A 20,050-nucleotide genomic window follows, 5' to 3' on the forward strand; every position below is an offset into this window, starting at 1 on the left:
TCGAGGATTGGCCGAGCGGGAAAAGCAAATCGTGCAACGCCCCTGAAATTATTTTCCGCGTGGGACGCTCAGGCGTCGGCGGGCAGCACCGTGACCCAGTAATCGGTGCGTCGCACCACCCGCAGGCCGAAGCCGCTTTCCAGCGCCGCCAATGCGCGGTTGGTGTCGTCCAGCGGGAAGGCGCCGGAAATCTTCAGCCGGGCGATAGCCGGATCGCAACGCAGCCAGCCATGGCGATAGCGCGACAGCTCGGCGAGCAGATCGGCCAACGGCCGCTCGATGGCGATCAGGCTGCCGTTGCGCCAAGAGGCGACCGCAGCGTCGCTGATGCTCGCCGCGCCGAGGCTGGCGCGGTCGAAACGCACCTGCTGGCCGGCCTCCAGGCGCAGCACTTGCGGGCTCAGCGCCGGACGCACTTCCACGGCTTTTTCCAGCACCGCGACCTCGCACCAGGCGTCGTCGCTTTGCACCGTAAAACGCGTGCCGAGGGCGTGGACCTGGCCTTGCGCGGTCTCCACCAGGAAGTGGCGACCGAGTGAGTCCGCCGCGGTTTCCACCAGCAGCCGGCCGCTGAGCAGGCGCAGCAGGCGGCGGTCGTTGTCGAACGCCACATCCAGCGCCGAATGGCTGTCGAGCAGCAGCGAACTGCCGTCGGCCAGCGTCAGGCGGCGTTGTTCGCCGACGCCGGTGTGGTAGCTGGCGGTCATCGCGATGCGCCAGTCGCTGTCCCAGGTCCGCCAGCCCAGCGCGCCGACGCCGGCCAACACCAGCAACTGGCGCATGACCCGCCGGCGTGTCTGCCCGGCGTTGCGCAGGGCAGACGCGGCGACCTTGCCCGGTACGCCCTCGACCATCCGCCGCACCTGTTCGACTTGCTGCCACGCCTGGCGATGCAGCGGGTCGGCGTTGTGCCAGAGCTGCCATTGCTGGCGCTCGGCCTCGGACTCGCAGCCCGAAGTCAGCCGCGCGTACCACTGCGCCGCGCTGCGCAGGGCATCGCGCTCGGCCGGGTCGAGAACGGGCCGCGGCTCGCTCACAGCAGGCCCATCTGCACCAGGCAGCAATGCTCGACGGCCTTGGCCATATGGTTGTTTACCGTACGCAGGGAAATACCCAGGCGCTCGGCGATCTTCGGATAACTCAGGCCCTCGAACTGGGACAGGATGAAGGTCTGCTTCACCGTGTCGCCGAGGGCATCGAGCATGCGGTCGATCTCCACCAGGGTCTCCAGGACGATGGCCTGTTCTTCCTGGGACGGATGCTCACGCTCGGGCAGGGCGGCGAGGGCTTCCAGGTAACTGTGCTCCAGTGCCCGGCGGCGGAACAGGTCGATCACCAGGCCCTTGGCCACGGTGCTCAGATACTGCCGCGGCTCGCGGATGTCCAGGGCCTGACGCGCCTTGATTACCCGCACGAAGGTGTCCTGGGCCAGGTCGGCGGCATCGCTGCTGTTGTCCAGACGCTTGCGCAACCAGCCACGCAACCAGCCGCAATGGGAGGCGTAGAGGTCATGGACGGCGGAACGCAGGGCGATATCGTCGGCGGGCATGAGAAAACATCACTAATGAGAATTGGTTGCAATTCTCACCTTGTTGTAGCGGGGTTTGCAATGACTTGTTACGGCTATTGAGCCGGGTGGGAAATGTCCCAGATCGACGGGGCAGGGCTGAGACCACCCGGTATGCGAACTGCTGGAAGCTCTAAGGGTTTCAGCCGCGGGCTGATTTTCGAATGAATCTCTGCCCGTTCGAGGTGGTCACAAAAATGTCGACCATCCCCAATCGAGCCCGCAGGGCAGAGAGGTATTCATGAGCAATGATGAACTGGAGCGTGAAGTCCTGACCCGTTTGTTGCACGCGCACCCGGAAGGACTGGGCAAGGAAATCCTCGACAACTACCGCGGCGAAAAGGCCGTGGCCGGGACGCTCAAACACCTGCAGGAACGCAATCTGATCCACGGCAACCCGGTGACCGTGCAGGACCATGAACCGTCGGTGACCTTTCCGATCAAGCTGACCAGTGCCGGCGTCGATGCCGCGCGGCGGGCGGATGGGGCAGGCGCTCAAGGACGTTAATCGTTGCAGCGACCGCGACGGTCCGGCGCCCCCGAACCGTCGCGGTTGCCTGCGCTATTACAGCACCGGCGTACGTGGCGGAATCATCCGCCGGTTGCCGGTGGCTTCGAACGCCGCGCCGAGGCGCAGCAGGTTCGAGTCGTCATAGGCGCGACCGGCGAAAGTCAGCCCCACCGGCATGCCGATATCGGCCATCACGCCCATCGGCACGGTGACGGTCGGCACGCCGAGGTGGCGAATCGCGAGGTTGCCGTTGGCGACCCAGACACCGTTGCTCCAGGCGATATCCGCCGACTCAGGGTTCACATCGGCATCCGCCGGGCCAACGTCGGCCACGGTCGGGAACAGCACCGCGTCCAGCTTCAGTTCGTCCATCCAGTCTTCCAGGTCGATCTTGCGGGTCTTCTCCAGGCCACGCAGACCGTCGGGTACGGTGCTGATTTCGTTCCACGGGGTGATGCCGCGCTGGGCCATTTTCACGTATTCGTCCATGCCGGCGGCGAGGTCGCCTTCGCGGTTGGGCAGGGTGCCGGGATCGTGGGGGAAGATCTTCGGCCCGTCGACATCCACCAGGCGATTGAGCTTCGGATCGCCGTTGGCCTGGAGGAAATCGTCGAAGGCCCAGGCGGTCAGGTCCCACAGTTCATGGTGCAGGAACTCCGGCGAGACGATGCCGCGGTTGAACACGGTCGGTGCGCCCGGACGGTCGCCTTCGCAGTTGGACACCAGCGGGAAGTCCACTTCGATCACTTCGGCACCGGCCGCTTCCAGGGCCTGGCGCGCCTGCGTCCACAGGTCGATGACCGAGTCGCGGGTGTTGATGCGCTGGCCGGTCGGGCCGCCAATGCCTGGTGTTTCCGAGGTGCCGGCCAGTTCATCGGCATTGATGTACATGCGCGGCACGCCCAGGCGTTTGCCGGCCAGGGCCCCGGCGCCCACCGCCAGTTCCTGGTAGGAGGCCGGGCGCACCGAGGCAACGCTCGGGATCGGCACCCAGGTTTGCAGGCGCCACAGGTCGCCACGGGTGTCCTTGTCTTCGGCGACCACTACGTCGAGCACTTCGAGCAGGTCGGCCATGGTCCGTGCGTAGGGCACCACCACGTCCATGGTCGGCGTCAGCGGCCAGTTGCCGCGAACCGAAATCACCCCACGCGACGGGGTGTAGGCACACAGGCCGTTGTTCGAGGCCGGGCCGCGACCGCTGGACCAGGTTTCTTCCGCCAGGCCGAAGGCCGAGTAGCTCGCAGCGGTGGCAGTACCGGCACCGTTGGACGAACCGGAGGCGAACGGCGCGGTGAGGTAACCGGCGTTGTACGGGCTTTCGGCGCGGCCATAAACGCCGCGCTGCATGCCGCCGTTGGCCATGGGCGGCATGTTGGTCTTGCCCAGGCAAATCGCCCCGGCAGCCCGCAGGCGCTCGATGGTGAAGGCGTCGCGATAGGCCACCAGCTCGGCGAAGGCCGGACTGCCGGACGCGGCGGTCAGGCCCTTGACCAGATAGCTGTCCTTGGCGGTGTACGAAATGCCGTCCAGTGGGCCGAGGGTTTCACCCCGGGCGCGGCGGGCGTCGGAGGCTTCGGCTTCCTTGAGGATTTCGGGGTTGCGCACCACCACCGCGTTGAGTGCGGTGGGCGTGTCGGCGCCGTCGTAGGCATCGATCCGGGCAAGGTAGGCCTTGACCAGTTCAACCGCGGTGGTTTGCCCGGATTCGAGCGCGGCACGCAGTTGGGCAATGGAAACTTCGGTGACCTCGATCATGCAGCTTGCTCCGGTGACTGACAGGTAACAGGGAAAGTGCTTCCCTCACGCAGGGACATCAGGCTTTTCAAATTGTTATCTCGTTCGATACCCCGTTGTGCGGCTTTACGCAACAGGGCGGCCTAAAGTGGGCGATATATTTAACACTTGGCGCTGAACAAGGGAATGGGGACTACGCCAGACCTGATGATTTTGGCGATAAAGGGCAGCTTTCGCTATTTGGAGGTGTAGAAAAATACGAACAGTCGAACGCTGTCTGCCGAGGCATCAGGATCATTCAGAAGGGAGGGTGAAGCAGAAGAAGAAAATGGCAGGGGCGGCTGGATTCGAACCAACGCATGGCAGGATCAAAACCTGCTGCCTTACCGCTTGGCGACGCCCCTGTTGCGACGGATGAAAGTACATCCAGATGCAGAATCCTGCTGCTTGCGAAGACGATTTCGCGAAGAACCATGTGGTCCGTTGCAGGATGGGCGGCAATTTATCAACTTTTGTTACGTCTGTGAAGCCCCTTTTAAAACGAAAGGGGTTTTAAAACAGCGACTTAGTTTGCGGGTCACCGTCATTGGCTCCGGCGAAAAGCCGACAGCATCGCGTTGGCGCCCGCAGATGGGGTAGGGTTGCGGACCGCATCTAGCGAAATTTCCCACATCCCCAAGGACGGAGAGCGATCGTGTTCCCATTGGATATCTGGCTGGCCTACACCGCCGCCTGTCTGCTGCTGGTGATTTCCCCCGGTCCCGACAACCTGCTGGCGATCGGTCGCGGTCTGAGCCAGGGGCGGCTGGCGGCGATCGTCTCGGGGGTGGCCTCGGGGGCCGGCATTCTCTTTCACACCACCACAGCAGCATTGGGCCTGACCCTGTTGATGCAGACGTCGGCGGTAGCCTTCTGGGTCGTCAAGATCATCGGTGCCGGTTACCTGCTTTGGCTGGGCATCAAGGTGCTGCGCTCGCGCAACCTGATCAACTTCGCGCCGGCAGCCAGGCAGCCGCTGCGCAACATCTTCCTCACCGGTTTTCTGTCCGCAGCGCTCAACCCGAAGCCGGGTCTGTTCGTGCTGGCCTTCATCCCGCAGTTCGTCAATCCGCAACTGGGTTCAGTGACGCTGCAGATGTTTGTCTATGGCGTGTGGTTCGCCGCGCTGACGGCGGTGGGCTTTGCGCTGATGGGGGTGTTCGCCACCGCGCTGACCCAGTCGCTACGCCAGCGGCCACGGCTGGTTAACGGCCTGAATGTCGGGGCAGGGGTGACGTTCGTTGCCTCGGGTGTCTCGGTGGTGGCGCTGACCCAGAAATAAATCCTGCCCTCGGTTTGGCACGCGACTGAAGACTGCCCGGGAATTTTCGTTCAAGGGGTGTGTCGCATCTCCCACGGGCCACTTTACGTGGTCCCATCGCGTCGCTCTAATAGCAAACCCGCGGCTCGGGCTGGCCCGCGCCGGTTTTCCGCATTACACAAGGAACAGTGACCGTGATCATTGGCATCGATCTGGGTACGACCAACAGTCTGGTCTCGGTATGGGACGGCGAGTCCGCCCGCCTGCTGCCCAACGCCCTTGGCAATTACCTGACGCCCAGCGTCGTCGGCCTCGACGACGAGGGCCAGCTGGTCGTGGGCGATATCGCCCGCGAGCGCCTGCAGACCCACCCGCAATTGACCACCGCGCTGTTCAAGCGGCACATGGGCAGCGGCCGCGAAACCCGTCTCGGCCAGCGCGCCTATCGCCCGGAAGAACTGTCGGCGATGCTGCTGCGCAGCCTCAAGGCGGATGCCGAGCGGGCGCTTGGCGAGACGGTCAGCGAAGCAGTGATCAGCGTGCCGGCCTATTTCAGTGACGCCCAGCGCAAGGCCACGCGTATTGCCGGCGAGCTGGCGGGGCTGACCGTCGAAAAACTCATCAACGAACCCACCGCCGCCGCTCTGGCCTATGGGCTGCATCAGCGGGACGAAAGCACTTTCCTGGTCTTCGACCTTGGCGGCGGCACCTTCGACGTGTCTGTGCTGGAGCTGTTCGAAGGGGTGATGGAAGTGCGCGCCAGTGCCGGCGACAACTTCCTCGGCGGCGAAGACTTCGACGACAGCCTGGTAGCGCACTTCGTCGCGCGGATCGGCGCGAAAGACCTGCCGGACGTCAATCGCCCTGAACTGGCCCAGCGTTTGCGCCGTGAAGCGCAGCGCGTCCGCCATGCCCTTGGCCACGCCAGCGAAGCGCGCTTCAACCTCAGTGACGACGGTCGCGAATGGCACCTCGACCTGACCCAGGACGACCTCGCGACGGTGGTTCGCCCCTTGCTCGACCGCCTGCGCGCGCCCATCGAACGAGCGCTGCGGGACGCACGGATCAAAGCGGCGGAACTGGACGAGGTGCTGCTGGTGGGCGGCACCACACGCATGCCGCTGGTGCGCAAGCTGGTGGCGTCGCTGTTCGGGCGCATTCCTTCCATGCAGTTGAACCCGGACGAAGTGGTCGCCCAGGGCGCGGCGATCCAGGCGGCGCTCAAGGCCCGCGATGCTTCGCTGGAAGAAGTGGTGCTGACCGATGTCTGCCCCTACACCCTCGGGATCGAGACGTCGGTGCAGGTGGCGCAGGGTTATCAGAGCGGGCATTACCTGCCGATCATCGAGCGCAACAGCGTGGTGCCGGTGAGTCGTTCGCGGGTGGTGTCCACCTTGAGCGATGGTCAGGAGCATGTGCTGGTGCGCATCTTCCAGGGCGAAGGCCGGCTGGTGCAGAACAACATCTTCCTTGGCGAGCTGGACATTCCGGTGCCCAAGCGCCGGGCCGGCGAAGTCGACCTCGACGTGCGCTTTACTTACGACAACAACGGCCTGCTGGAAGCCCAGGTGCACCTGCCGATCAATGGCGAGACGCGCACCCTGGTGATCGAGAACAACCCCGGCGTGCTGGACAAGGACGAAATCGCCCGGCGCCTCGCTGACTTGCAGCAATTGAAGGTGCACCCCCGTGACCAGCAGACCAACACCTTGCTGCTGGCGCGGCTGGAGCGCCTGTATCAGGAGCACCTCGGCCATCGCCGCGAGCACATCGCGCAACTGGCCCAGTACTTCCAGCAGGCGCTGGAAACCCAGGACGAGCAGCAGGTGCGCAAGGCCTACAGCAGCGTTGCCGAGCACCTGGCGCAGATCGAGCAGGAGGGCTGAGGGTTCATGAGTCATTGGCAATTGCTGGACCTGACCCCTGACGCGGACGAGCGTGCGATAAAACGCGCCTACGCCCGGTTGCTCAAGATCCATCGTCCTGACGAAGACGCCGCAGCTTTTCAGCAACTGCGCGAAGCCTACGAAACCGCGTTGGCCGAGTTGCGCTGGAGGGCGCAGTGGGAAGAGGAGAACGAACAGGACGAGGCGCCGGAGCCGCTGCCGGTTCTGGCCGCAATCGATGAAGGCGGGGCGTTGTCAGTCGCCCCCGCACCCGCGCCGGTTCGGGCTGAGCCGGAGGAACCGGACTATGCCGCGTACGTTCGCGCCATTCCGGAGCCGGCTATCTCGATGGGGCAAATTCGTCAGTGGTTCGCCGAGGGCCACGAGCATCGGCTGCTGTCGGTATTGCCGCAGATCCTCGCCAGCGAATGGATGCTGTCGTTCGATCGCCGGCAATGGTTCGAGGAGCAACTGCTGGATTGCCTGGAGCATGAGGGGCATTGGTCCGCCGCGTTCTTCGATCAGTTGGCCGCGCGCATGGACTGGAGCGATGCCAAGGGTCATATCCCCTGCTCGGGGCCGCGCTGGCGCCACCTGATGGACTTGCGTGCGGCAGCGTTCGAGGTGGACGGCGTGCGGCGTGACGTGCAGGGCCCAAACCCGGACGCGGTGCTGTCGTTCCTGTTCGTGCGGCAAAGCGATCTCGACCGACGGCAACTGGCCGATGGCATGGACGCGGACCAGTGGGCGCATTGTCAGCAGGTGGCGGAAAGCTTCGAACAGCGCAATCCGACAACGCTGCAACGCCTGGGACTTGAACTGGTGGATGACTGGCGGGCGTGGCTGCCACGCACGGCGGTGCCGTTCTGTCTCTATTTGTGGTTGCTTGCCTGTGGATTCATGGCGCTGAAATTCCTGCCTCTGGCGCAAACCCGGCCTTCCGCTTACGTCCTCCGGGTGGTGTCGTCGGGGTTGCTGGCGGCGGCGGGCAGTGTGTGGGCTTATGTCATCTGGCGCAGGATCGCCATGTGGCTGACGCGGCTGGATATGCCCCTCAGTCGCGCGGTGTTGCCGGACAGGCTTTATCGCCGGGGCGCGGGCCTGTTGATCCTGCGTCATGTGGTGCCGTGTGCGGCGCTGTCGTGGCTGGCGGCGTGGCATCTGCGGGAACTGTCATCGACTTGGTGGCCGGTGCCGCTGGCGGTGTTTCCGTTGGTGCTGTACCTCGCTGATGCCACCTTGCGCGGCACTATTCCTGCGCCGTGGAGCCGGATGTACCAGGCCATGACCCGGCCGACGGATGAGGCGGGTTGGTAATGCGTTCCGTCGCTTTTGCTCTTCGTGCACGTTAGTTCAGACGCTGCAAATTGCAAAAAAAAGCCCTCGCAACCTGACAGTGCGAGGGCAAACGAGTGGAACCCCATTGACGTTGTTGCCTCAGCCCCGGTCGGCCCGGTACACGCCGATCAGCACTTCACTGTCGCTGACGTCATCGATCGTGCCGACGTGGGTATAGCCCTTTACCCGGCGGAGTCCTGACGGACGGCACGGTGTGACTGTAGTAATGCATTCATGGTCGATTCCTCACGGGTCAGTTGGCTGCCGGGTTTAGCGGGTCGGGCCGGCACGGCTGTTTCAGCAGACTGTCGCAAGCCGGTTGCGCCGCAGGTATCTGGACGCCCTTGAGTTCACCCAGCACCAGCGTCGAAGGGTGCTGCGCGTCATGCAGCAATTTCGGTTTGGCGGGCAGGGCGAAGGTATCGAAGCCGTAACCTCCGGTGCGCCCCGGCGCGTCGATCCACAGGCGCACTCTTGAGCCTGCGCGCAACGGATGGGAGAACGGCGGGATTTCCACCCGGCCCAGTACGGGCGTGTCCGGCAGCATCGGTTCGACCGCATCCGGGGTGTCCAGCCGCCAGGGGCGCAGCGCGGTGGACTTGCCGTCATCCAGCTTGCGCGCCGACATCCGCAGCCAGCCGCGCTGGATAAACACTTCCTGTCCGTCGGGCAGCAACTGGGTGAGGGTGACCTGCACGTCCAGGTCCGGCCCCATCGGCGTCGACAGCCAGAGGTCGGCGCTGCCGGGGCCATAGCTCAGCAGGTCGCGGGTCAGCGGCGCGCTGGTGTACGCCAGGCTGCCTTTTTCCCAGCCCGGTTTGAGCTGACCCCAGGCGTTGTCTTCCTCGTAGGTGTTCACGTCGGGGCCGGCCACCGGGTAGTCGTATTCGTCCGGCTCGCCCTCGGGCTTGCCGCCTTCGATCAGCTTGCCGCCGCCGACCAGGGCGAAGCGCACCGGGGTGATGTCCAGCGGCAGGCGCTCGCGTTGCAGCGTCCAGCCGGGGGTGGCGGTTTCATTGAGGTCGTGCGGGGTGTCGCGTTGGTCGCTGGCGGTCTCCTGCCAGATTTCGACGTGCGGGGTTCGGTTGAAGCCGTTGTCCTGGCCTTTGACAAAGTGATCGAAGAAGGCCACCAGCTTGTCGCGGAAATGCCGGGACTCGTAGAGGTCGTGCGGGCCGTTGCTCTGCACGCTCCACAGTTGTTCCGGGCGCACGGTCTCGTGATAGTAGCCCTCGCGGGCCATGACCGCCTCGTCCTGCCAGGCTTCGAAGGACAGGATCGGCACCTGGATCAGGTGGGTGCGATCGCGGAGGTTGCGCTGGTTGACCCACTCGTCGCGCAGCGGATGGCGGATCAACTGGTAGGTCAGGGCGTGCTTGCCGATGTCCGCTTCGTTCTTCGCCAGTTGGCTCAGGCAGCGGCTGTCGTTTTCGCTGGTGGCGCTGGCCTTGACCGCGGCCCAGCGCTGGTCGAGGTACCAGTGCCAGCCGGTGACGAACTCCGGCGCCGGCACCCCGCCCGGTGCCCAACTGTCGCCGCGGGCATCGCCCAGCACCATGCCGGGGGCGATCGCCTTGAGGCTCGCAGGGCGCTCGGCGGCGGTCATCAGTTGCGACATGCCGGACCAGGACCAGCCAAACATGCCGACCTTGCCGTCGGACCACGTCTGTTTTGCGATGAACTCGATGGCGTCACGGCCATCGGTGCCGTAGGCCGGACCGAGGAAATCGAAGGTGCCCTGGGAGCAGCCGGTGCCTCGCGCCTGCACGCCGACCACGGCATAGCCGAGGCTCACCAGTTGCTTGTCGAGATCGACCGAGAAGGTTTCATCGTCGGCCAGGTAGGCGCTGCCGCCGATGCTGCCGGAGTCATAACCGCTGTAGCGGACCAGCACCGGGAAACGGCCCTGGTTGGCCGGCAGCAGCGCCGAATAGCGCAGCTCGGTGCCGTCCGCCGTCTTGATATAGCCGGTTCCGCGTTTGGCCCAGAAGGGTTGCCATTGGCGAGCCGGGGCGGAGCTGACGTCCTGGCCGGGAATGTCCTGGGCGGCGTACGCGGTGCCGCCCAGCAGTGTTGCGGCCGCCAGGCTGGCGGCCATTGCAGTTGTGCGAAAAAGCATGATGAGCACCCTGGATCAGAAGCGTTTCGAGGCGGAAACCATCAGCGTCGCCGAGCAGATGTCGTCGATGCCCTGGGTGGATTCGCATTCGGCTTTCGAGAGGTCGGTATCGATGTAGGCGAGGCGCCAGGCGACGCCCAGCAGTTCCTTGCTCAGCCCCACCTCCCAGTCGCGATAGCCGCTGCGGGTGCTGCCGTCGTGGCTGACATAGACCGGGTCCTTGGCGTCGGAGTAGCCGAGGCGCAGGTCCAGCGTCGATTCCCAGGGCAGGTCGAGGGTGTAGCCGGCCCAGATCACGCCGCGGTCGTCGCCGTAGGGTTTGACGTCGCGGGTGTACTTCACGCCCAGCGTGGCGTTCCAGGCCGACAGCGTGCCGATCCACTCGCCGTAGTTGAAGGCGCTCTCGCGGGGATAGTCGTATTCGTAGTAAATGAGCGAGGCGCTCAGGGTGTCGTTGAAGGCATGCTCGATACCGACGTAATAGTCGTATTCGCGACGGGCATCGCTGTCGAAATCGATGTTGGATGTGAAGATGCCTGCCAGCAGGCCGCTCGAATGATGGAGGCTGACATCGAACTGCAAGGCCGGTTTGTTAAGGGTTTGCGAGATCCCGCCGGTGCGGTAGTCGCTCATCGCCGCGACCAGCACATCGAGGGTGAAATCCGGGTTCAGCTCCACGGCCTGTGCTGATATGGCCTGGCTCAGCAAGACCGCTGCGCCGAGGCGCACTGTGATCGCTTTCATCTGCTCCGCTCCGTTTATTATTCTTGACGGCAGATTGACGCTTTAATAGTTATTTGTATTACTGATTTTGTTGTGTGAGGCTTGTCGTGCGACGCGTCATTGCCTTCGACATCCATAATTTATTGGCTTTATGCGGCGTGCCTCTATCCGTCTTGCGCATGAAACGGGTAGATGATTAATAAAATTAACAAATGACCGGGGTAAGAGCATGGCGATCAAGGTGCTGGAAGCTCACGAAGTGAGCGAGCATCGTGTGGCGTTGCCGGGCTGGCAGGAGCAGTACACGCAGATGTCGGCGGGCCATTTTCATGGCCGGCTGGTGCATGCGCAGACGGGCGCCGTCGAGCTGTACGAGGAGCACATGAACCTGCGCGTCGAACAGGAATTCCATGCCCCGCCTGATGCCCTGGTGTTCAGCTTCGACATGAGCGACGACGCGCTGTACCTGCTCGATGGCCAGACCCGCAATGCCTGGGTCACCCCGGAAAATTACCGCGAGGTGGCGGTGGTGCTGAAGCAGCCGGCGGCCTGGAAGCGCTCCGCCGCGGAGTTTCGCCAACTGGTGTTGCAACCGCTGCGCTCGACCGGCTGCCGCTCGTTCGCCGACTCGCTGAGTGGCGTGCTGGCGGGTGCGCTGGAAGGCCATGTGGACGTCGATGCGCCGGGCTTCGCCGAGCAGATTGCCGAGGGTTGCTTCCTGTTGCTGGACGAGGCGCTGGACGTCGGAGCGCGCCGGCGTTCGGAGAACCAGGCGCGGCGGGTGGTCGAGCGGGTCAAGGAAGTGGTCAACGACTGCCCGCAGGACAGCTTCGGCGTGCTCGACCTGGCGGAAGCAGCGGGGGTGTCGGTGCGGCATTTGCAGCAATCGTTCATGCGTTACGCGGACATGCCGCCGACGGTCTGGCTGCGCAATCGCCGCTTGAATGCGGTCAGGCGTGATTTGCTGGCGGCGGACCCTGGTCAGGTGACTGTGGCCGAAGTGGCGATGCGCTGGTCGTTCTGGCACCTGGGGCGGTTTTCGCAGTCGTATCACGCGCTGTTCGGGGAGTATCCGAAGGCGACGTTGAAGCGGGGATAGGCAGATTTTGTGCTGCCCTTCATCGTTGGCAAGGCCAGCACCCACAGCGGGGGCTGGCCGGATACACCAACGAGGTCTGCCAACGCCGACCTTCAGCCTGGCCTAAAAGTCATACCGCCCCGTAACCCCCACCGTCCTCGGCGTTCCCAGCACCCCCGTGTACCCGCCATTCGGCGAGTTCCACAGCGTGGTGTAGTAGGTCTTGTCCGCCGCATTCTTCACCCATAGCGACACATCCCACTGCCCATCCGCGAGATCGCCACGTACACCGGCCGAAAGGTTGACCAACGCATAGCTCGGCAATTGCGCATGGTCCGAGTCGTCCACCGTGCCCACGGCGTGGGAGCGGAAGGCGTAGCTGGCGTTTACATACGGGCGCAACGGACCGGCTTCCCATTCATAGGTGCCGCTGGCGTTGAGGATCCATTTCGACGCGCCGACCACGGTGTGCCCGCTCAGGTCGCAGGACGCCGGCGCGCCGGGCTGCAAGGCGACTTCGGCCGGGCAAGGGGCGTTGTTGTAGTCGAGGTAGCGTACGTCGTTGAGCGAGCCGTTGAGGTTCAGGGTCAGGCCGCGCACCGGCAGCAGGGTCGATTCGAATTCGACGCCGCGGCTGCGCACGGCGCCGGCGTTGGTCAGGTAGCTGGTGAGGTTGGCGTCGTCGTAGGCGTTGGTCTGGTAGCCGTGGACTTCGGTCCAGAACAGGTTGGCGTTGAGCAGCAGGCGTTGGTCGAGCAGGGTGCTCTTGATCCCCAGTTCGGCGTCGTTGGCCCGTTCGCTGCCGATCAGCAGGGAGTCGGCACCGGCCACCGGCGCGCTGGCGACGCTGAGGTTGACGCCGCCCGATTTCTCGCCGTGGGACAGCGAGGCATAGCCCATCACCTGGTCGTTGAAGCGATAGGCCAGGCTGACCAGCGCCGACGGGCTGAAGCTGTAGACGCTGAGTTCGCCCGAGTCATACGCGCCGAGACGCGCCTGGCGCACGCTGGCCGCCGCACCGCTGACCGCCGCGCCGCCGCTTGGCGCGTAGCGACCGACCCGCGCTTGCTTCACCTCGTAAGTGCCGCGCACGCCGGCGGTGAGGTCCAGGCGCGGGGTCAGGTGCCAGGTGCCTTGGGCGAACAGGGCGAAGCTGTCGGTGTCGATGCGGCCTTTGCCCAGGCTGTAGACGTTGTTCAGCGCGCCCTGCGGCGTGCCGTTCCAGGTGTCGGCCAGCGGGCCGTAATCGGTGAAGACTTCGTTGCGCATTTCCTGGCGGAAGTAATAGGCGCCGAGCACATAGTCGAAGACATCGCCGGTGGGCGAGGCCAGGCGCAGTTCCTGGGAATATTGCTGGTCGCGCGCCGACTGGCCGACGTTGTACATCACCGGGACGTTGAGTTCGTCGTCGTTGCGCGGGGTGAAATCCCACCAGCGCCAGGCGCTGACGGAGGTCAGGGTGTAGTCGCCGGGCAGGCTCCAGTTGGCTTCCAGCGAGGTGCCGCCCTGGAACACTTTGACGTTCTGGTCGGCGTCGAGGTTGACGTGGCGCCCCTGGGCCAAGGTCGCGCCCACCGCGGCGGCGCGTTGCTCGTAGCGGTTGACGCCGTTGATGGTCGGGCCGGTGCTGAACAGCGAGCGGGTGCCGGCGCTGGAGTCCTCTTCGTTGTAGTCGGCGATCCAGCGCAGGTTGAAGGATTCATTCGGTTCGAACAGCAGTTGCCCACGGAAGCCCTGGCGGGTTCCGCCGCCGAGGGTGTGGCCGTCGTGGTCGTTCTCGACGTAGCCGTTCTCCCGCGTGCGATAGGCGGAAAAACGTCCGGCCAACTGGTGGGTCAGCGGGCCGCCGATGCTGGCGTGGGTCTGCACGTAGCCGTCCTCGCCAAACGAGGTCGAGACGCTGCCCTCTGGCGTGAACGAGGGCCGACGGGTGCTGATGTTGAGCACGCCGGCGGTGGTGTTCTTGCCGAACAGGGTGCCTTGCGGGCCGCGCAGCAGTTCGAGTTGCTCGATGTCCAGCAGGTCAAACACGGCCATGCCGGGGCGGCCGAGGTAGACGTTGTCGAGGTAGATCCCGGCGCTGCCTTCCAGGCCGTCGCTGGCCGGGTTGTTGCCCAGCCCGCGGATCGACAGGCTGGACTGGCGCGGGTTCATGAACGACACGTTGACGCTGGGCAGCGCTTGTTGCAGGTCCTGCACGCGGTACAGGCGCTGGTTTTCCAGGGTTTGCGCCGAGAGCACGGTCATCGCGGTGGGGACCGTCTGCACATCCTCCACACGGCGGCGGGCATTGACGGTGATGGTCTGCAAGGTCGCGTCATCGGCCTGCGGGCCCTCGACGGTTTCGGCGCTGTAACCCGGCGAGCAGGCCAGGGCCAGCAAACCGGGAAGAAAACGGGGCCAGACGCACGCGCGGCTGTTTCGTTGCAAAGGCATGGTCATCATGAACTCCTGTGATGAGTGAACCTCTCGCTGCGCGTGGTCTGCGTAAGCGTGATCGGAAGGGTTGGGGGTTATGGATCAGTCGCGCAGCCAGGGCAGCTCATGGGCCTGATAGCGGTGGGCGCGGAAGATCGCGTTGTTCTCGCCCGGCAGGTAGGCGCGGGAGGCGGCGTCCGGGTAGGCGGCGAAATGCGGGTTGATGTATTCCCAGACCACCTCACCCTGGCGGGTCACTTCGAACAGCCGGCCGAAGTTGGCCTCGGTGATCAGCGTGTTGCCGTTGTGCAGGCGCTGGGCGCCGCCCATGAACGGGGTGAAGAAGGCGTAGCCGGGGGTGTCGGCGTACTGCCATTCGATGCGCTGGGCATGCGGGTCAACTTCGATCACCCGCGAGTGCGGCATGGACACGTTAGGTCGCGAGATGCCGTTGTCGAACACCAGGATGCGGCCGTTTTCCAGTTCGCTCGGGCAATGCTGCTGCGCCACCAGGTCGTGGCCGAGGCGCCAGAGCACGCGGTCGCTGGCCTTGTCGACGGCGATCACCGAGGACACGCTGCGCAAACTGAGGATGACCTTGCCGTCGCGGCCCGGGGTCACCGAGTTGGTCATCGGCCAGTGGTAGCGCTCGAAGCAGGCGTGCAGCGGGTAGTCTTCCGGCGCCAGGTGTTCCCAGCTACGCCATTCCCAGACCAGCGTGCCGCTGCGGTCGACTTCCTTGACCACGTCGCCGTAGATCACCCCGCCCGGCGCCTCGCTGCCGGGAATCCCGCCGAGCACGCGACTGGCGATATCCAGTGGCAGCGGCTCGGCGGTGGTGTAGAGCAGGTTGCCGTTTTCCAGCCATTGGGCGTCGTGGTGGTGGGTCAGGTCGGTGTATTCCCAGACCACTTCACCCTCCGGCGTCACCTCGCTGAATGCACCGCCATGCCACACCGACCAGCCTGGAAACAGCTCCGGCGAGTCCGGGTGGTTGCCGTTGTAGCCGAGGTTGCCGTTGGCCAGGATCACCGCGTCGCGGCCGGGGCGTTGCGGCAGTTTCCAGCGGTGCACTTCTTCGCCGCGCAGGTTGATGAGGAACACGTTGCCGCCGGCGGTCTGCGGGGCGAACAGGGTGTAGCCACCGGCCGAACGTTCGGCATCGACGGCGATCAGGCCGGTGGCGTGGCGACGCAGGGTGGTGCGGTCGAGTGCAGGCATGACTTTTCTCCAGATGAGCGGCGCCCTGCCGGCAACTGCGGCATGGCGCGAAGGTTTCAGATCAGGGGTGTTGTGGCAGCAGGCGGTTGTAGCGGTCGTCGAAGGCTTCGATGACCTTCAATGGACGGGGAATCAGCCGGGCCTCGGCGAAGCGGTCGGCCAGGCGTTGTTGCAGGCCGGCGACCCGGGCGTCCAGCGCGACGTACTGCAAGCGCTGTTGGCCGAGCATTTCCTGCAGCAGCGGCAGCGGCAGGCGGGTGACCTGGCTCAGCCGCTCGGCCCAGGCGTCGGGGTGGGCGGTGGCCCAGGCCTGGGCTCGGGCCAGGCGCTGGATGAAGTCGCCAAGCAGCTCGGCCTTGTGCGGATCGTTCAGCGCCGCGAGGCTGGCGACGGTGAAGTTCAGGCCGGTCTCGGGCCATTGCGCGCCGTCCACCAGTTTGCGTGCGCCGCGGGACGTGGCCTGGCCGACGAAGGGGTACCAGACCGCCCAGGCATCGAGCTTGCCGCTGGCGAAGGCGTTCTGCGCATCGATGGGGCTGGCGTAGATCACATTGACATCCTTGATGCCCAGGCCGGCCTCGGCCAGCACGGCGAGCAGCAGGTAATGGCCGCTGGTGCCCTTGGCCACGGCGATACGCTTGCCCTTGAGGTCGGCGGGGCGGCTGATGGCCGAGTCGGCCTGGACCAGCAGCGCATTGTTGTTCTGCGCGCCTTCGGCAGCGGCCACTACGCGCACATCGAAGCCACCGGCCTGGGCGAATACCGGCGGCGCGTTGCCGACCACGCCGACGTCCACCGCGGCGGCGCTCAGCGCTTCCATCAGCGCGGTGCCGGTGCCGAAGGGGTGCCAGTCGAGGGTGTAACCGAGGCCCTGGTCTTCGCCGGCGGCGCCCAGCAGCGCCTGGATCAGCCCGCTCTGGTCACCGACCTCCAGCTCCGGCGCGGCCTGGGCGGGCAGGGCGCCGAGCAGCGAGGCGAGTAGCAGCCAAGGGGTCAGGTGGCGACGAAGGCGCTTGGCAGGGAAGGACTTTCTGGGCATCGTCTTGGCTCTTGAATCGGAAAGTGTTGCCAGTATGTCCACGCCCGTCCAACGCCACCATGTCAAACACCCCTCGTTTTCTGCCATGTCGGCGCCGCGAACCGTGCTGGTGCTGGCGTTTCCCGGTGCGCTGCTGCTCAACGCCGCCGGCCCGCTGGAGGTGTTCGCCGCTGCGCCGCGCATTCTGGGCGGCGAGTTGAAACAGAGCCCGCCGTACCGGATCGTGCTGGCCTCGCCGTTGGGTGGCGAGATCGAGACGATTTCCGGGATTGCGGTGATGACCCGCTCCCTGGCGGACGTCGAGGCCGAGGCGGAACTGGACACCCTGATCGTCATCGGTGGTCCGGGCGTGTCGAACCTCGAGAGCGACCCTTACGTCAACGCCTGGCTGCAGCGCCACGCGCCGCGGGCGCGGCGGCTCTGTTCCATCGGCACCGGCGCCTTCGCCCTGGCCGGCGCGGGTTTGCTGGAAGGTCGGCGGGTGGTGACCCACTGGAGTTTTGCCGAAGAACTGCAACAGCGTTACCCGGCATTGAGCGTGGAACGCGAGGCGCTGTACCTGCACGACGGCCATTTGTGGACCTGCGGTGGCGCCAGTGCGGGCATCGACCTTGGCCTGGCCCTGCTGGAACAAGACCTCGGCCCCCATGCGGCGCTGGCCTTGGCGCGGTATTTCACCTTGTTCCTGCGCCGCTCGGCGGAACAGGCCCAGCTCAGTGCACCGCTCAAGGCGCAGAGCGACGCCCTGCGCAGCGACCGTGACCAGCGTCTGGTGCGCCTGCATGCCTGGATCGCCGGCAACCTCGACAGCGATCTGCGCGTGGAGCGGCTGGCGGAAAAGTTCGGCATGAGCCCGCGGCATTTTGCCCGTGCCTACACCGCCGCCACCGGCGGCACCCCGGCGCAGACCGTCGAGACCTTGCGCCTGGAAGCCGCCTGCCGGTTGCTGGAAACCAGTCAGGAACCGATCAAGCGGATTGCCGAGACAGTGGGCTTTGGCAATGAAGAACGCATGCGCCGCAGTTTTCAGCGGCAATTGGGGGTGAGCCCGCTGGGGTATCGGTCACGTTCGCGGGTCGAGGGCGGGGGTGAGGAGAGTCCGGTGGCGGGGCAGACCGGATATCGGTATGAGGAGCGAGTGTCGATTGCGTTGGACCATCTGGCGCAGTAGGAGCGAGCTTGCTCGCGAAGGGCTGCGAAGCGGCCCCATAGGCCGTGACCCTTTTGGGGCGCTGTGCGCCCCTTCGCGAGCGAGCTCGCTCCTACAGGCACCTAAACCGCCACCGTCTGCGCACTGAACACCGGCGAGTTCTGCCCCCCTGCGTTCTGCACCAGCATCGCTAACGGCTGCAAACCATGGCTGTCGGCCTTGCCGCTGCGCTGGCTGAGGGTCAGGGCGCCGTAGGTGCAGGCGAGGGTGGCGGTGGTGGTTTTGTCGTTGAAGGTCAGGTAGACGTTCAGGCCATCGGTGGACCAGGAAAACCCCTGGCTGGCAATGATCCGGCTCGACAGCGAGTCGCTGCGGTTCAACTCCCAGGTGCCGATATTGCGGACGCGGTTGAAGCTCAGCACGTTGTTGATCTTCGGTCCGCCGCTGCCGCCGCTGACCTGGCTGGTGGAGACGAAGGTCTGCACGTAGCCCGGCACGCTGTAGACCTGCTGCGAGGCGGACGCCTGCAGGTTCTGGTGGCCCGTGACCAGCAAGTTGACGGTGCCGGCGCTGTCGAGGGTGATGCCCAGCGGCGACACCCCGACCGTGTTGTTGACCGCTTGCGATACGGCGTCGGTCACCGTCCATTTGCACTTCACCGGCACATTCGGGTTGGCGCCCTCGAACGCGGCGACCTGGGGATCCACGGTAAAGCCGCTGATCACCGGCGCATTGGCGATCACGGTGATGGTCTGTTGCTGGCTGGCGACCTTGGCACCCTTGCTGTCATAGCCATCCAGCGTGTAGGTGACGGTGTCGTCCGGTTGCGGGTTGGGCTCATAGGCGCTGGCGCTGGCGGGCACGGACACCGAATACGGTGTGCCGTTTTTCGCCCAGCTCAGGGTCTGGCGGGTGAGGGCGAAGGTTTCCCAGACCAGTTGCACCGGCGTGCCTTGCTTGATGACGCTCGGCGACAGGCTGATCAGCCGCAAGATGCCCGGCTGCGGTTTGACCTTGACCAGCGCCAGGGTCTTGTAGCCGTCCTGGTAGCCGGGGATGTTGCTCCATTGCAGGTATGCCAGGGTGGTGCCGACGTCCAGTTGGGTGATGATATTGCCCAGGATGAACTCGAAGCTGGCGGCGTCGCCGGTGCCGAGGATCTGCTTGTTCTTCAACTGGTCCGGGGTCAGGGTCCAGCTCGGCGTGCCCTGGGTGTTGGCGCTGATCGACCAGAGGTTGCCGTAGTCCTGGACCGTCCCGCGGGTGAAGGCGATGGCCTTTTCCGCCGAGGTCAGGGCGCCGGCGCCGCCTTTGCTGGCGTAGGCGAAAGACAGGGTGAAGCTTGGGGTCTTGCTGCCCCAGCTCACGTCTGCGGGGACGATCGGCGTGTTCGGTGACGGGTTGCTCAGGCGGAATACCAGGGAGCTGGCCATCGGCGCGTTGATATTTTCGGTGATGTAGACGCTGTTGCCGCCCGTCACCGCGAAGTCGATGTTCAGCGGCAGCAGCTTGCCCGGGTCGTTCTGCGCCAACACTGGCAACTGCACCGCGTCGCCGTCGGCGAGGTAGGCGTCGATGCCCAGTTGGCGCGCGCCTGGCAGCCCGCTGACGCTGAGCCCCGCGAGGCTCACCGCAATGCTTGCGCCGGCCTTGAAGGTCATGCCGGCTTCAAGCGCCAGGCACCACACCGGCCCTTGCGCGGTGTTCTGGAACTGCACGCGCCAACTGGCGCAGGTCACTTGCACCGAGCCCGGGTCGGCGACCAGGTTGCCGAGAAACAGGTAGAGCAGCGCGGTGTTGCTGTTGGCGTCGTCTTCGGGCAGCGGCAGGCTGCCGGCCAGCGCCATGTCGGCGCCGCTGGTGTTGCTCACGGTGAGCGTCAGCGTCTGGGTCTGACCGAGGTAGACGACCGGTTTGCCATCCGAGTTGGCGATGCTGAAAGCGAGTCCTGACATGGGTTGTTGCT

Annotated in this window: 15 protein-coding genes and 1 tRNA gene; 6 read left to right on the forward strand and 10 right to left on the reverse strand. The window is 65.2% G+C overall.

Features of this window, described 5'->3' with window-relative positions; translation table 11 throughout:
- Nucleotides 1-68: 68 nt before the first annotated feature.
- On the reverse strand, nt 69-1,037 hold the full coding sequence (locus tag CKW37_RS24250; protein WP_256587848.1) for a FecR domain-containing protein: 969 nt from the start codon (nt 1,035-1,037) through the stop codon (nt 69-71).
- On the reverse strand, nt 1,034-1,549 hold the full coding sequence (locus tag CKW37_RS24255; RefSeq protein WP_095158759.1) for a sigma-70 family RNA polymerase sigma factor: 516 nt from the start codon (nt 1,547-1,549) through the stop codon (nt 1,034-1,036). Before CKW37_RS24255 ends, CKW37_RS24250 begins: the two co-directional genes overlap by 4 nt.
- Before the next feature lie 259 nt (nt 1,550-1,808).
- Here CKW37_RS24255 and CKW37_RS24260 point away from each other — a divergent pair, with 259 nt between their 5' ends.
- Complete coding sequence (locus tag CKW37_RS24260) at nt 1,809-2,075, forward strand: hypothetical protein (protein WP_095158760.1); 267 nt, start codon at nt 1,809-1,811, stop codon at nt 2,073-2,075.
- Nucleotides 2,076-2,132: 57 nt separating this feature from the next.
- On the opposite strand, the gene CKW37_RS24265 is transcribed toward CKW37_RS24260, so the two are convergent.
- Nucleotides 2,133-3,833 carry an amidase gene (locus tag CKW37_RS24265; protein WP_095158761.1) on the reverse strand — a complete coding sequence of 567 codons (1,701 nt, stop codon included), beginning with the start codon at nt 3,831-3,833 and terminating at the stop codon, nt 2,133-2,135.
- Nucleotides 3,834-4,141: 308 nt separating this feature from the next.
- A tRNA-Gln gene (locus CKW37_RS24270) sits at nt 4,142-4,216 on the reverse strand.
- 290 nt (nt 4,217-4,506) lie between these two features.
- On the opposite strand from CKW37_RS24270, the gene CKW37_RS24275 reads away from it, so the two are divergent.
- From CKW37_RS24275 to CKW37_RS24285, 3 genes are all read left to right on the forward strand, one after another.
- Nucleotides 4,507-5,133 carry a LysE family translocator gene (locus CKW37_RS24275; RefSeq protein WP_095158762.1) on the forward strand — a complete coding sequence of 209 codons (627 nt, stop codon included), beginning with the start codon at nt 4,507-4,509 and terminating at the stop codon, nt 5,131-5,133.
- Between the two features lie 173 nt (nt 5,134-5,306).
- Complete coding sequence (locus tag CKW37_RS24280; RefSeq protein ID WP_095158763.1) at nt 5,307-6,998, forward strand: molecular chaperone HscC; 1,692 nt, start codon at nt 5,307-5,309, stop codon at nt 6,996-6,998.
- 6 nt (nt 6,999-7,004) lie between these two features.
- On the forward strand, nt 7,005-8,315 hold the full coding sequence (locus tag CKW37_RS24285) for a J domain-containing protein (RefSeq protein ID WP_095158764.1): 1,311 nt from the start codon (nt 7,005-7,007) through the stop codon (nt 8,313-8,315).
- Between the two features lie 274 nt (nt 8,316-8,589).
- Here the strand turns inward: CKW37_RS24285 and CKW37_RS24290 are convergent, their stop codons facing one another.
- Nucleotides 8,590-10,455 carry a CocE/NonD family hydrolase gene (locus tag CKW37_RS24290; RefSeq protein ID WP_095158765.1) on the reverse strand — a complete coding sequence of 622 codons (1,866 nt, stop codon included), beginning with the start codon at nt 10,453-10,455 and terminating at the stop codon, nt 8,590-8,592.
- A gap of 15 nt (nt 10,456-10,470) precedes the next feature.
- Entirely contained in the window at nt 10,471-11,199 is a 729-nt protein-coding gene (locus CKW37_RS24295; protein ID WP_095158766.1) for a TorF family putative porin, read from the reverse strand.
- A gap of 208 nt (nt 11,200-11,407) precedes the next feature.
- On the opposite strand from CKW37_RS24295, the gene CKW37_RS24300 reads away from it, so the two are divergent.
- Nucleotides 11,408-12,277 carry a helix-turn-helix domain-containing protein gene (locus CKW37_RS24300; protein ID WP_095158767.1) on the forward strand — a complete coding sequence of 290 codons (870 nt, stop codon included), beginning with the start codon at nt 11,408-11,410 and terminating at the stop codon, nt 12,275-12,277.
- A gap of 102 nt (nt 12,278-12,379) precedes the next feature.
- Here the strand turns inward: CKW37_RS24300 and CKW37_RS24305 are convergent, their stop codons facing one another.
- The 3 genes from CKW37_RS24305 to CKW37_RS24315 form a co-directional block, all read right to left on the reverse strand.
- On the reverse strand, nt 12,380-14,698 hold the full coding sequence (locus CKW37_RS24305; protein ID WP_095158768.1) for a TonB-dependent receptor: 2,319 nt from the start codon (nt 14,696-14,698) through the stop codon (nt 12,380-12,382).
- Between the two features lie 78 nt (nt 14,699-14,776).
- Complete coding sequence (locus tag CKW37_RS24310; protein ID WP_095158769.1) at nt 14,777-15,895, reverse strand: aryl-sulfate sulfotransferase; 1,119 nt, start codon at nt 15,893-15,895, stop codon at nt 14,777-14,779.
- A 61-nt stretch (nt 15,896-15,956) separates the two neighbouring features.
- On the reverse strand, nt 15,957-16,934 hold the full coding sequence (locus CKW37_RS24315; protein WP_095158770.1) for an ABC transporter substrate-binding protein: 978 nt from the start codon (nt 16,932-16,934) through the stop codon (nt 15,957-15,959).
- A gap of 34 nt (nt 16,935-16,968) precedes the next feature.
- Here CKW37_RS24315 and CKW37_RS24320 point away from each other — a divergent pair, with 34 nt between their 5' ends.
- The gene (locus tag CKW37_RS24320; protein WP_095158771.1) at nt 16,969-18,105 is read left to right on the forward strand and encodes a GlxA family transcriptional regulator; all 1,137 of its coding nucleotides are present in this window, start codon (nt 16,969-16,971) and stop codon (nt 18,103-18,105) included.
- Between the two features lie 101 nt (nt 18,106-18,206).
- On the opposite strand, the gene CKW37_RS24325 is transcribed toward CKW37_RS24320, so the two are convergent.
- Nucleotides 18,207-20,039 carry a hypothetical protein gene (locus CKW37_RS24325; protein ID WP_095158772.1) on the reverse strand — a complete coding sequence of 611 codons (1,833 nt, stop codon included), beginning with the start codon at nt 20,037-20,039 and terminating at the stop codon, nt 18,207-18,209.
- Nucleotides 20,040-20,050 lie beyond the last annotated feature (11 nt).

The organism is Pseudomonas sp. Irchel 3E13, assembly GCF_900187455.1.
Classification (GTDB): domain Bacteria; phylum Pseudomonadota; class Gammaproteobacteria; order Pseudomonadales; family Pseudomonadaceae; genus Aquipseudomonas.

What these genes read in the sequence shown, in the direction of transcription:
- CKW37_RS24255 (WP_095158759.1), bottom strand. Translation starts at nt 1,549, where the DNA reads ATGCCCGCCGACGATATCGCCCTGCGTTCCGCCGTCCATGACCTCTAC.
- CKW37_RS24300 (WP_095158767.1), top strand. Translation starts at nt 11,408, where the DNA reads ATGGCGATCAAGGTGCTGGAAGCTCACGAAGTGAGCGAGCATCGTGTG.
- CKW37_RS24310 (WP_095158769.1), bottom strand. Translation starts at nt 15,895, where the DNA reads ATGCCTGCACTCGACCGCACCACCCTGCGTCGCCACGCCACCGGCCTG.
- CKW37_RS24315 (WP_095158770.1), bottom strand. Translation starts at nt 16,934, where the DNA reads ATGCCCAGAAAGTCCTTCCCTGCCAAGCGCCTTCGTCGCCACCTGACC.
- CKW37_RS24285 (WP_095158764.1), top strand. Translation starts at nt 7,005, where the DNA reads ATGAGTCATTGGCAATTGCTGGACCTGACCCCTGACGCGGACGAGCGT.
- CKW37_RS24305 (WP_095158768.1), bottom strand. Translation starts at nt 14,698, where the DNA reads ATGACCATGCCTTTGCAACGAAACAGCCGCGCGTGCGTCTGGCCCCGT.
- CKW37_RS24260 (WP_095158760.1), top strand. Translation starts at nt 1,809, where the DNA reads ATGAGCAATGATGAACTGGAGCGTGAAGTCCTGACCCGTTTGTTGCAC.
- CKW37_RS24320 (WP_095158771.1), top strand. Translation starts at nt 16,969, where the DNA reads ATGTCCACGCCCGTCCAACGCCACCATGTCAAACACCCCTCGTTTTCT.
- CKW37_RS24295 (WP_095158766.1), bottom strand. Translation starts at nt 11,199, where the DNA reads ATGAAAGCGATCACAGTGCGCCTCGGCGCAGCGGTCTTGCTGAGCCAG.
- CKW37_RS24325 (WP_095158772.1), bottom strand. Translation starts at nt 20,039, where the DNA reads ATGTCAGGACTCGCTTTCAGCATCGCCAACTCGGATGGCAAACCGGTC.
- CKW37_RS24265 (WP_095158761.1), bottom strand. Translation starts at nt 3,833, where the DNA reads ATGATCGAGGTCACCGAAGTTTCCATTGCCCAACTGCGTGCCGCGCTC.
- CKW37_RS24290 (WP_095158765.1), bottom strand. Translation starts at nt 10,455, where the DNA reads ATGCTTTTTCGCACAACTGCAATGGCCGCCAGCCTGGCGGCCGCAACA.